Here is an 11,430-nt window from a genome sequence, read left to right on the forward strand (position 1 = left end):
CGTCAAAGTCGCAGCGGCGGTGAAAAGCAGGGCGGGCTACTGCGAGCGTAAAGTTTACGGATCGAGGTGGCTTCTAAGACAGCTTGGAGGCGGTTCCGTTATTGATCTTGAATGACGCTGCTGGGACGACCGTCTTGGCGCAGGCAGAAGACACCGCCGTGAGCGTCTGTCTCCCAACTATAAGCATAGCCTTTGTTGCGGATCTGGCCGACCCCGCAACGCTGCATATTTGTCGGAAGTTGAACCCGATTGACGCGCGCATTGGGGTGGCCGGCTTTGGCGAGATCGCGCCGAGCGGTCTCAAGTCTTATCTTGCTGGGTTGATTCAACACGTATGCAAGTGAGATCGCGATAGCGATCCCGACTGGGATCGTGATCCAGCGTGACCGTGTCTGACGACGGGGCATCTCATTTATCATTGATCCAGACGATAGCTGACCATGCCTTTGTGGGCCATCCGCCTCTTTGATCGCCGACGCTGGTCCTCCTCTCGTAAGTCCTCGTTAACCTTGAAGCCGCAAGGCTGCCGCAAAGGTCGGGGACGGTGAGGCCAAGACCGGCGCGCCAGCCGGCCGTCCTCTCGTCGCCTTTCGGAGCGCCCTCCATGCATCGCCGCCAACTGATCCTTTCGGGCCTCGCCACCGCCGCCGGCGCCTCGTCGCTGGGCGCCTGCGCCTCGGCGCCGCCGCGCGATCCCAACTATCCGATCCGCTCGGACCAGACGGCCCAGGCCTACAGTTTCGATGAACTGGTGTCGGCCGGCTCGCGCGAGCTGGGCATCGCGGCCGAGGTTGTGGGCGGCGCGATCGAGCGCGTCTTCGCCGACCAGGGCGACCGCCCCACCGCCTATATCGCGGGCGAGGAAGGCTCCGGCGCCGTCGTCGTCGGCGCTCGGTACGGCCGCGGCGCCCTGCATATGAAGGACCTGTCGGCCTCTCAGGAAGTGTTCTGGCAGGGCGCGTCTGTGGGCTGGGACTGGGGCGGCAACGCCAGCCGCGTCTTCACCCTGGTTTATGGCCTGTACCACCCCGACATGATCTATCGCCGCTATCCCGGCATCGAGGGCTCGGCCTATCTGGTCGCGGGCCTGGGCGTGAACTATCAGCGCGCCGACGGTATCGTCCTGGCCCCCATCCGCACCGGCGTCGGCCTGCGCCTGGGCGCGAACGTCGGCACCATGAGCTATAGCCGCCAGCGCAATCTGCTGCCCTTCTAAGCGCGCTAGGCTCGCGACGCGGTCGCTCGCGGCTAGGGCGCGTGACTGCGCCCTAGCTCACCAATCGCAGCGGGGGCGGTGCGTTCATCAGCGTCGCCAGCCCTTCGCGCCAGCTGGGATAGGCGGGCCGCCAGCCGAGTTCGGCCTTGGCCAGGGCGTTCGAGACGCGCTTGGAATCCAGATAGAAGCGACGCATCGCCTCGCTGACGCTGTCGTCGGTCCAGTCGACCTGGGGCGGGCGGGGCAGGCCCATCCGCTCCGCCGCCCATTCCATCACCACATCGGCGGGCGACGGTTCGTCGTCAGTCAGATTGTAGGCGGCGCCCGGTCGCGGCTGCGCCATCGAGGCGAACAGGCCCGAGACGATGTCGTCCACATGGATGCGGTTGAAGACCTGGCCGGGCTTCCTGACCAGTTTCGCCGTGCCTTCCTTCAGCCGCTCGACCACGCTGCGCCCCGGCCCGTAGACACCGGGCAGGCGGAAGATCTGGACCGTCAGCCCCATCCCCTGCGCCCCGTCCAGCCAATCGCGTTCGGCCCGGACACGGCGCGCGCCCTCCAGATTGGCGGCGTTCAGCGGCCCGTCCTCGAACACCCATCCGCCGGCCCGGTCGCCATAGACGGAGGTGGAAGAGACATAGCCGATCCAGTCCGGCCAGGCGTCGCCCGCCAAAGGCCCCAGGGCCCGCAAACCGGGACAGCCCTGGGCGTCCGGCGCGGCGGTGATCAGGATCGCCGTCGCCGCCTTCAGCGCCGTCTCCAGGGCAGCCGTATCGCCCGGATCGATGGCCATGATCCCGTCGGCCGCCAGGGCGCGACGCCGCTCGGGGTCGCGCGAGGTCGCGGTCGCGCGTCCGCCGCGCCGTATGGCCTCCAGCGCCGCCGCCCGTCCCAGATAGCCGCCGCCGAAGACCAGCAGATCGAGGGGAGGGGAGGCGATAGGCATTACGAAACTCAGGCCGTCAGAACTTGTGAAGGCGCCGCGTCGGCTGCCGGCCGCGACTCATTTTCCAGCGCCTCCGCCCGGCGTTGGTTCCAGGCGGAGACGCACGGCACCCGACCCAGATCGGCGCGGTCGGCATAGCGGCGGGCGATGTCCGTGACCTCGTCCATTAGACCCTGCGCCAGGGTGATCGGCTTCAACCCTAGATCCCGGAACTGGTCGTTGGCGACGACCAGATCGTTCTCGTCGGCTTCCTGACGCGGATTGGCGACATTGTGGATTTCGGCGCCGGTCTTGTCGGCGATCATGGCCGCCAGATCGCGCACGCGGCGGCTCTCGGTCATCTGGTTCAGGATCTTGACCCGCTCGCCGCGTTTGGGCGGGTTCTTTAGCGCCAGTTCGACGCAGCGCACCGTGTCCTGAATATGGATGAAGGCCCGCGTCTGGCCGCCCGACCCATGCACCGTCAGCGGATAGCCGACCGCCGCCTGCATCAGAAAGCGGTTCAGCACCGTGCCGTAATCGCCGTCATAGTCGAAGCGGTTGATCAGCCGTTCGTCCTGTTTGGTTTGCTCGGTCTGGGTTCCCCAGACGATGCCCTGGTGCAGGTCGGTGATGCGCAGGTTGTCGTTACGGGCATAGAACTGGAACAGCAGGGCGTCCTGCGTCTTGGTCATGTGATAGACGCTGCCCGGATTGGGCGGGAACAGGATTTCCTGCTCCGCAGGACCATGGTCGGTGTCCACCGTCACCTTCAGATAGCCCTCGGGAATGCGCAGGCCCGCCGTGCCGTAGCCATAGACCCCCATCGTCCCCAGGTGCGCCAGATGGACGTCCAGGCCGCTTTCGACGATGGCGGCCAGCAGATGGTTGGTTGCGTTGATGTTGTTGTCGACGGTGTACAGCTTGTGCCGCGCCGACTTCATCGAATAGGGGGCGGCCCGCTGCTCGGCGAAATGCACAACGCTGTCGGGGGCGAAGTCGCGGATCAGGGCGACCAGACGGTCGAACTCCTTGCCCACCGTCATGTTGACGAAGCCGATGTCGCGGCCGGACACGTCTTTCCACGCCTTGATCCGCTCGCCCATGGTACGGATGGGCGTCAGGGACTGGACCTCCAGCTCGTTGTCGATGTTGCGACGGCTCAGGTTGTCGACGATGGTCACGTCCCACCCTTCGGCCGACAGATGCAGGGCCGTGGGCCAGCCGCAAAAACCGTCGCCGCCCAGAACCAGCACGCGCATGGGATAGCCTCGTCGTCGTCTCAAAGGTCATGCCTAGCCCAGCCGGCGGGCTTGGCAAAGCGCCGCTGTGCAGGGTTCGGTGCGACGCATTGACGAATATCGCTTGGAAAGGCCGCTCACTCGGGTTAAGTCTCTGCCGTCTCCCACTCAATCGCAGCTTTACGGGCGCATACCCGGCTGTTCGCGGCTTGAGCCGGCCATGACGGTCGGTCCCGAAAGGACCGGCGCACCATGCGGGCGACAAGGCATTCCGACAGTTCGACAATCGGGGATCGGCCCCGAGCGAGACGGAACCACGAAACGGACGGAACCGGCCTTCAGGCTCTGGTCCGCCCCTGCACACGGTAGCGCGAATGAGAGATTTCAAGGGCATGAAGCGTCAGCGCGGACGCAATCGGAACAAGGCGGGCGCCAACAACGCCAATAACGCCAATCCGAATCGTTCGTGGGATTCGCAAGGCCCCGAGAACATCAAGGTCCGGGGCAATGCCCAGACGGTGTATGAGCGCTATCAGCAGCTGGCCCGCGATGCGGCCTCCAGCGGCGACCGGGTGCTGGCCGAAAACTATCAGCAGCACGCCGAACACTATTACCGCGTCCTGCGCGCGCTCCAGCCGCAGCGGTCCTTCTCGGACATCGCCGCGCGTGAACAGTCCAACCAGGGCTTCGACATCGATTTCGAGGACGAATCCGGCGCCCAGGCCGCCGCCTTCGTCGCCGCCCAACAGGCCGCCGACCGTCAGGCCGCAGAGGCCGCCGAACGCGCCGAGCAGAATCAGAACCGCGATCAGAACCGCGACCGCGACTACAATCGCGACCGGGACCGGGACCGTGACAACCGCGACCGCGATCGCGATCAGAACCGTGATCGTGACCGTGACCAGAACCGCGACAGCCAGCAGCCGCGCGAACCCCGCGAACCCCGCGAGCCGCGCGAGGGCGACGAGGTCCGCGCCGAGGGCGAGGGCGGCGGTCGTCGCGAAAGCCGCCGCGAACGCTGGGAGCGTCGCCGCGAGGAACGCAATCGCCGCTTCGACAATCAGGACGGCGCCCAAGACGGCGCCGAGGGCGCCGCCCCCGCCTACGCCGAGGCCGACCGCGCCGAAGCCGTCAGCGAAACGCCCGTCGCCGAGACGCCCGTCGATACGCCTGTCGCTGAAGCCCCGAGCGTCGAGGCGCCGGCCGCCGATGAACGTCCCGCACGCCGACCGCGCCGCACCGCCGCCGCTGTCGCTGCGGACGAGGGCGACGCCCCGACCGCCTTGCCGGGCTTTCTGACCCGCGCGCCGGCGTCGTCGGCCCCGGCCGAGCAGGCCGAAGGCGAGGCGGCCCCGCGTCGCCGTGCGCCGCGCCGCAAGCCCGAAGCCGCCGCAGCCAGCGAAGACTGACAGCAACCCAAACGGGTATGTTTACCTAAATGCAACTCTGACGCGTCAATATGGCGTGTCGGAGGGGCGTCATGGATTTGGTCTTGCTTGTCTTGTCCCTGACGCTGGCGGGGACTTGCGCCGGGATCTGGCTCTGGCTTCAGGCGCACGGGGTCGCCGAGCGCCTGCGTCGTGAGAACGCCCGGCTCGAAGCCCGCATCGTCCAGCAGGCCCAAGGCCTGCGCCGCGCCCTGACGACGGCTGAAGGCGAGATCGATCGTCTGAGCGCCGAGCTGCGGACGCGGGACGAGATCATGCAGGCGTTGGGGCGCGAACTGCGCAACCCCCTGACCACGATCATGGGCTTCGCCCAGTTGCTGCGCGCAAACGATCGGGCCGATCCCCTGACCGCGCGCCAGGCCCAGTCCGTGCGTCAGATCGAGGCCGCGGCCGGCGTCCTGCTGGCCCTGATCGAGGAAACCGAAGCCTTTATGGACGCTGACGGCGGCAGTTCGCCTTCCCTGCACCGCGTCGATCTGCGTCTGGCGCTGCGCCAGGTCTGCGATGGGCTGGAAGCCCAGGCGCGAGAGGCGGGGGTGACGCTGGCCTGTCCGCCGCCCGCCCACGGCCTGGGCGTCATGGCCGATCCGGGCCAGATCCGCCGTATCCTGCGCCGATTGGTCGAGAACGCCCTGCGCCATTCGCCCGGCGGAGGCACGGTGCGCATGGAGATGTCGCGCGCCGAGGACCGGATCGTCATCGCCATCCATGACGCCGGCATGAGTCTGACCGGGGAGGGCGACGGCCGACCGTTTCGCCCCTTGGATGGTCGCGACGCCAGAGGCGGCACCGCCCTCGGCGTCGCCTCGGTCCAGCGGTTGACCGAGCGGATGGGCGGCGCCCTGACCATGGCGCGCGGCCCTGGCGCGGGCGCCATCTTTTCACTCAACCTGCCGGCAGCCCCTGCGCCGGGTCTGGCGTCATCGCGTCAGGCGGTGGTGCTCTATATCGAGGACAATCCCGCCAACATCGCCCTGATGCGCCAGGCGGCGAGGGGGCTGGGCCTGACCCTGCACGCCGCGACGACGGGGCAGGAGGGGCTGGATCTGGCGCGCGCGCTCAGACCCGACGTCATCCTGCTGGACATCGGCCTGCCGGACATGGACGGCTATGAGGTCAAGGCGCGACTGGACGTCGACCCCCTGACGCGTCACGTGCCGGTCCTGGCGCTGACGGCGGCCGTCTCGGCGCCGGACCGGGCGCGCGGCCGCGCCGCCGGCTTCGACGCTTGGCTGGCCAAGCCGTTGGATCTGGCGGCCCTGGCGGCGGCGCTGAATACGGCGCTGGGCGGCCCGGAGGTTGACGCCGATGGTCGCGAGAGGGCCTAAGAGGCTTAAAGATCGCCTGGTCGCCCCAAGGGAAGCGTCGATGTCCCCGTTCGTCCCGTTCCGCTCGCTGACGCGCCGTCTGGCGCCGCTGGCCGTTCTGTGCGCCGTCGCCGCCTGCGCTTCGACCCCGCCGCCGCCGGCGCCCCCGCCGCCGTCCGGCGCATCGGGCGCGCTGATGGACTGGCGCGGCGTCATCACCTCCGGCGACCGGGATCGCTATCGCCGCGTCGACGCCGCCTGGACCCTGGCCCTGCAACAGGCCAAGCGTCAGCGCGGCTCCGGCGATCTGAACAGCCTGGGCGATCTGATCGATTCCAAGGCCGACCGGCCCGGCGTCGCGCCGCCGCCCGGCGACTATCGCTGCCGCACCGTCAAACTGGGCACCCAGGGGGGCGAGGACGGGCTGGGTTATGTCGTCTACGGCTGGTTCGCCTGCCGCATCGAACAGACGCCGAAGGGCCTGAAGTTCTCAAAACTGACCGGCTCGCAGCGCCCCTCCGGTCTGCTCTTTCCCGAAGACGACCGTCATATGGTGATGCTCGGCTCGCTCGCCTTGGCGCAGGAGCCCGCCGCCAACACCTATGGCCGCAACCCCGACCGCGATCTGGTCGCCATCCTGCAACGCATCGGCGAGGCGCGGTGGAGGCTGGTCCTGCCGTGGCCCAACACCGAGTCCAATCTGGACCTGATCGAGCTGGTCCCCGCGCCGCGCGGCTAAGGTTCGGCTGAACCTCGGGCGCCCTGTCACGTTCGGTCAGGGCAACCGATGGAGACGCCGATGCGCCGCACACCTCTGGCCGTTCTGGCCCTGATGACCGCCACGGCCCTGGCGGCCTGTGGCGACAACAGTCCCGCCGCCCCGACCGAGGCCTCGCCCGCCGTCACCACGCCCGCAGCAGACACGCCGGCCGAAACCGCGCCTGAAGCGGCGGCGACGCCGCAGGCCCAAGGCGCGCCCGCCAAAGGGATGCAGGGCGGGACCGACAACTGGCGTCAGGTCGCCAAGGCCGCCGACGCCAGCCTGCTTGGTCGGCTGGATCAGGCCTGGCGCATGGCCCGCTCCGAGGCCGAGGACGGCGGCTTCTCGCGTCAAGTCGAGGCGCTCGGGCCGCTCGCCGATCCCAACGCCGCCCAGACGGGCCGCATCCAGCCGGGACCCGGAACCTATCGCTGCCGCACCATCAAGATGGGCCGCCGTGTCGAGGGCCAGGGACTGGCCTATGTCGAATATCCCTGGTTCGCCTGTTCGGTCGAGCTGACGCCCGGCGGCGATCTGGTCCTGACCAAGACGACGGGATCGCAGCGCACGCGCGGCCTGATCTATCCCGACACAGACCGCCGCGCCGTCTATGTCGGCGCCCAGGCTTGGGGCGCCGACGAAAAGACCTTCCCCGCCTATGGCGACAAGGCCGAACGTGATCAACTCGGCGTCATCGAACGCATCGGCCAGAACCGCTGGCGCCTGGTCCTGCCGTGGCCCAAACAGGAAGCCAAGCTGGAGTTGCTGGAGATCACCGGCTGATCGGTTTCACACGCGCGTCAGTCTCAGGTCCTGATAGTCGTAGCTGAAGTCGATGTCGGGGCTGACCCCCTTCACCGTCGCCGTCGCCGGCTTGGCCGTCAGGATGGCGAAGGTGACGAAGGCGTCCTCCTCGCGCTTGTCCGGGAAACGGGTGCGGAAGGTCTCGCCGTCGTACGGCTCCAGCCAGCCTTGCAGGGCGGGCGTGTGGGTGAAGCTCAGCCACAGGCCGCTCTTGCGATTACGCCCACGTCCTTCGGTCTTGGGCGCAATGACGATGTCGCCGTACCACGGATCGCGCCAAGTCCCGGCGTAGGCGTCCAGCGGCATGGACGGGGGCGCACCCACCGCCTGCTTGGCGTCGATTTCGACGGCGGCGGCGAGGGATTTCGCATTGCCCTCGGCCTCCAGCTTCTTGGAGTCCGCGATCCAGTCGACGTCGACCTTGCCCATGCAGATGTCCGTGATGCCGGACCGCAGGGCGCGCAGCAGGAAGCTCTCCTCGGCGTTGGAGAAGACGCTGAAGCCGGTCTTGCGGCCAGGGATCAGCACCGTGGCGGAAATCCCGCCGGGCGAGCCGCCGCCGTGGCTGGCGATCCGCTCGCCGCGATAGTCCTGAACCTGAAGACCCATCGCATAGGTCGAGGCGATGGATCGGTTGGGCAGTTCCGCCGTCGGTCCGGCCGACGATCCCACGATGATGTTGGGGCGATACATCTCGCGCGCTGCATCCTCGGAATACAGCCGCGTCCCATCGGGCAGCTTGCCGTCGTTCAGACGCACCGCCATCCATTTGGCCCAGTCGGTCGGGGTGGTGCAGATGCCCCCCGCCGCCGCCGCCGAATCCCAGTTCCACACCTCGACGATGGACTTGGCGATCGGCGTCATCGCGCCTTGATAGCGCAGCGGCGGCCCGACCCGGCCGTGGGGCAGGGCGGACTTGGACGCATCCGCCAGACGCGCCAGCGGCACGGTCTCGGTCATCCCGACCTTGTCCAGAATGCGCGTCTGGATGAAGGCCTCCCAGCTCATCCCAGACACGGCCTCCAGCACCGCGCCCGCGACCACGAACATCAGGTTACAGTAGTGATAGCGCGCCCGGAACCCGTCCTCGATCGGCACGAAGGCGGCCTGGGCCAGCACCTCGGCGCGGGTGCGGTCCGAGTTGGGCCAGAACAGCAGGTCGCCGGCGCCCAGGCCGAACCCGGCCCGGTGGCTCAACGTATCGCGCACCGTGATGTGTTCGCCGATATAGGGATCGGACAGGGTGAAGCCGGGCAGATAGGTCCGAACCGGCGCGTCCCATTTCACCTTGCCCTCATCGACCAGGATGGCCAGGGCGGCGGCGGTGACGTTCTTGGTGTTGGAGGCGATGGCGAACAGGGTGTGCTCATCGGCCCGCGCCGGCTTGCCCTGAACCTTGACGCCATAACCGCGCGACAGAACGGTCGCCCCGGCCTTCACAACCGCGACGCCCAGCGCCGGCTGATCCGGCCAGGTCGCCATGCACTTGGCCACATAGGCGTCCACCGCCGCCGCCAGCGACGCATCATCGTTCGCCGGCGCGCTCTGGGCGAACACGGGCCCCGCCGCCAGCGCCGCCGCGCCTCCGGAAGCGAACAGGGTGCGGCGCGACAGACGAAGGGACATGGCGAACTCCAGCGAAGACCGCCGGACGCTAGCGCCCCTTCGTCGTCTAGGCCAGTCGCCAGCGTTGAAGCTTTTCCAGCACGTCGGCGACGATTTGGTCGCGGGTGAAGCCGGTGATGTCGTGGGGGCGTTCGCCTTGGCCGGTCTGGGCGGTCAGTCGCCATTCCAGAAGGCGGCGGCCTTCGGGCGTCTCGCGCTGGGTCACGGCGGGACGCGGACGCGAGCGGGCGCCCAGGCGATAGATGAAGGTGCGCTCGCCCTGCTTGACTGTCAGCCAGGCGACGTCGTCGTCGCGCCCGATCTCGGACTCCGCCGCCTCGGCCTCCATGGCCGCGTGAACCGTCTCCAGCGCGGGCAGGCCGTGGCGCTCGATCTCATCGGTGATGTCGCTGCGGCTGGCTGGGGCCAGGATGCGTTTCAGCTGCTGAGCCAGGGGGGCGCCTTCGGTCTCAAGGCTGCGGCCCGCGACGTCGGCGTTCATCTGGCGCACCAGGCCGATCGACAGCAGGATCATGATCAGGACGAAGGGCAGGGCGGCGGCCAGGGTGGCGGCCTGCAGCGCGCCCAGCCCGCCCGCCAGCAGCAGGGTCGCGGCGATCAGGCCCAGCAGCAGGCACCAATAGACCCGCTGCCAGCGCGGCGTGTCGTCGGCTCCTCCGGAGGCGATGGTGTCGATGATCAGGGCGCCGGAATCGGCCGAGGTGACGAAGAAGACCGCCACCAGCAGGATGGCCAGGCCCGAGGTGAAGGCCGCGCCCGGCAGTTGTTCCAGGAAGTAGAACAGGGCCGTCGACAGGTCGGCCGAAACGGCGTTGGAAATCGCACCGGCCGCCTGGCCCATGTCCAGGCTGATCGCCGTATTGCCGAAGACCGTCATCCACAGGAAGGTGAAGCCGGCCGGCACCAGCAGCACGTTCAGCAGAAACTCGCGCACCGTTCGTCCGCGCGAAATCCGGGCGATGAACATCCCCACGAACGGCGACCAGGCGATCCACCAGGCCCAGTAGAACAGGGTCCAGTCCGCCATCCAGGCGCGCGGCTCATAGGCGTAGAGGGTGAAGGTCCGCTCGACGAAATGGCTGAGATAGAAGCCCAGGTTCTGGACCAGGGCCTTGAACAGGAAGCCGGTCGGCCCGACCACCAGCACGAACAGCATCAGCAGCACCGCCAGCGTCAGGTTCAGCTCGGACAGACGGCGCACCCCCTTTCCGACCCCGCTCATGACCGAGGCGGTCGCCGCCGCCATGACCACGACGATCAGCCCCACCTGAACCCAGGCGGTGTTGGGAATGCCCAGCAGATAGGTCAGGCCGCTGTTCATCTGCGACACGCCGAAACCCAGGGACGTGGCGATGCCGAACGCCGTGCCCCAGATGGCGAAGATGTCGACCGCATCGCCGATGGGCCCGTTGACGCGCTTGCCCAGCAAGGGCGACAGGCCCGACCTCAGCGTCAGCGGCAGACCCTTGCGGTGCGCGAAGAAGGCAAGGCTAAGGCCCACCAGCGCATAGATCGACCAGGCGTGCGCCCCATAGTGGAAGAAGGTGATGCCCATGGCCTGACGCGCGGCGTCGAAGGTGCGGCCGGCGCCCTCGGGCGGATTGATATAGTGCTGGATCGGCTCGGCGACGCCGAAATACATCAGGCCGATCCCCATGCCGGCGGCGAACAGCATGGCCAGCCAGGACAGATAGGGAAAGTCCGGCTCGGCGTCGTCCGGCCCCAGCTTCAGCGCGCCCGTGGGGCCGATCGCCAGCACCAGCACCAGTCCCACGAAGGCGGCGACGGAGGCGATATAGAGCCAGCCGAAGGTGTCGATCACCCAAGCCTGAACGCTTTGGAACAGGCGATCGGATTCGCCCGGCGCGACGATGGCGACGAGGAGCAGCAGCGCGATGATGGCGCTCGCGCCCCAGAACACGCGGGGGTTCATCTTCGTGGTCAGCATCGGGTCAAAGCGTATGGCGAAGCTGACAGTTCCCAGCTTGGCCACAACCGCGCCGTCTCGATGAAGAAGATGTAACTTTGCGATTCAAAGTAACGTCGATAGTCAGGCTTATCGACGGGCGCAAACAGACGCCCGCGCACTCTTTTAGGATCGCC

The 11,430-nt window shown here is 68.0% G+C and carries 9 protein-coding genes; 5 read left to right on the top strand and 4 right to left on the bottom strand.

The window, feature by feature from the left end; all coding sequences use genetic code 11:
* Positions 1–604: 604 nt before the first annotated feature.
* The gene (locus HNP47_RS15045; RefSeq protein ID WP_017506335.1) at positions 605–1,216 is read left to right on the top strand and encodes a DUF1134 domain-containing protein; all 612 of its coding nucleotides are present in this window, start codon (positions 605–607) and stop codon (positions 1,214–1,216) included.
* 52 nt (positions 1,217–1,268) lie between these two features.
* On the opposite strand, the gene HNP47_RS15050 is transcribed toward HNP47_RS15045, so the two are convergent.
* Both HNP47_RS15050 and HNP47_RS15055 read right to left on the bottom strand, forming a co-directional pair.
* The gene (locus HNP47_RS15050) at positions 1,269–2,162 is read right to left on the bottom strand and encodes an SDR family NAD(P)-dependent oxidoreductase (protein ID WP_184280196.1); all 894 of its coding nucleotides are present in this window, start codon (positions 2,160–2,162) and stop codon (positions 1,269–1,271) included.
* A gap of 8 nt (positions 2,163–2,170) precedes the next feature.
* Complete coding sequence (locus HNP47_RS15055; RefSeq protein ID WP_184280197.1) at positions 2,171–3,403, bottom strand: NAD-dependent epimerase/dehydratase family protein; 1,233 nt, start codon at positions 3,401–3,403, stop codon at positions 2,171–2,173.
* 353 nt (positions 3,404–3,756) lie between these two features.
* Between HNP47_RS15055 and HNP47_RS15060 the strand changes: the two genes are divergently transcribed.
* From HNP47_RS15060 to HNP47_RS15075, 4 genes are all read left to right on the top strand, one after another.
* Entirely contained in the window at positions 3,757–4,791 is a 1,035-nt protein-coding gene (locus HNP47_RS15060; protein WP_184280198.1) for a DUF4167 domain-containing protein, read from the top strand.
* Positions 4,792–4,874: 83 nt separating this feature from the next.
* Positions 4,875–6,158 carry a hybrid sensor histidine kinase/response regulator gene (locus HNP47_RS15065; RefSeq protein WP_184280199.1) on the top strand — a complete coding sequence of 428 codons (1,284 nt, stop codon included), beginning with the start codon at positions 4,875–4,877 and terminating at the stop codon, positions 6,156–6,158.
* Between the two features lie 40 nt (positions 6,159–6,198).
* Positions 6,199–6,876 carry a DUF4893 domain-containing protein gene (locus tag HNP47_RS15070; RefSeq protein ID WP_184280200.1) on the top strand — a complete coding sequence of 226 codons (678 nt, stop codon included), beginning with the start codon at positions 6,199–6,201 and terminating at the stop codon, positions 6,874–6,876.
* Between the two features lie 60 nt (positions 6,877–6,936).
* Complete coding sequence (locus HNP47_RS15075) at positions 6,937–7,680, top strand: DUF4893 domain-containing protein (RefSeq protein ID WP_221415153.1); 744 nt, start codon at positions 6,937–6,939, stop codon at positions 7,678–7,680.
* A gap of 6 nt (positions 7,681–7,686) precedes the next feature.
* Here HNP47_RS15075 and HNP47_RS15080 read toward each other — a convergent pair whose 3' ends face one another.
* Together HNP47_RS15080 and HNP47_RS15085 are read right to left on the bottom strand one after the other, a co-directional pair.
* Positions 7,687–9,327 carry a serine hydrolase gene (locus HNP47_RS15080; protein ID WP_184280202.1) on the bottom strand — a complete coding sequence of 547 codons (1,641 nt, stop codon included), beginning with the start codon at positions 9,325–9,327 and terminating at the stop codon, positions 7,687–7,689.
* 46 nt (positions 9,328–9,373) lie between these two features.
* Positions 9,374–11,320, bottom strand: a complete 1,947-nt coding sequence (locus HNP47_RS15085; RefSeq protein WP_311770086.1) for a BCCT family transporter — start codon at positions 11,318–11,320, stop codon at positions 9,374–9,376.
* Between the last annotated feature and the right edge of the window lie 110 nt (positions 11,321–11,430).

Origin of the sequence: Brevundimonas vesicularis (assembly GCF_014204545.1) — a bacterium.
GTDB lineage: Bacteria > Pseudomonadota > Alphaproteobacteria > Caulobacterales > Caulobacteraceae > Brevundimonas > Brevundimonas vesicularis_B.

Bases quoted from the DNA above. Each gene is read 5' to 3' on its own strand.
- HNP47_RS15045 (WP_017506335.1), top strand. From the start codon at position 605: ATGCATCGCCGCCAACTGATCCTTTCGGGCCTCGCCACCGCCGCCGGC.
- HNP47_RS15050 (WP_184280196.1), bottom strand. From the start codon at position 2,162: ATGCCTATCGCCTCCCCTCCCCTCGATCTGCTGGTCTTCGGCGGCGGC.
- HNP47_RS15055 (WP_184280197.1), bottom strand. From the start codon at position 3,403: ATGCGCGTGCTGGTTCTGGGCGGCGACGGTTTTTGCGGCTGGCCCACG.
- HNP47_RS15060 (WP_184280198.1), top strand. From the start codon at position 3,757: ATGAGAGATTTCAAGGGCATGAAGCGTCAGCGCGGACGCAATCGGAAC.
- HNP47_RS15070 (WP_184280200.1), top strand. From the start codon at position 6,199: ATGTCCCCGTTCGTCCCGTTCCGCTCGCTGACGCGCCGTCTGGCGCCG.
- HNP47_RS15075 (WP_221415153.1), top strand. From the start codon at position 6,937: ATGCGCCGCACACCTCTGGCCGTTCTGGCCCTGATGACCGCCACGGCC.
- HNP47_RS15080 (WP_184280202.1), bottom strand. From the start codon at position 9,327: ATGTCCCTTCGTCTGTCGCGCCGCACCCTGTTCGCTTCCGGAGGCGCG.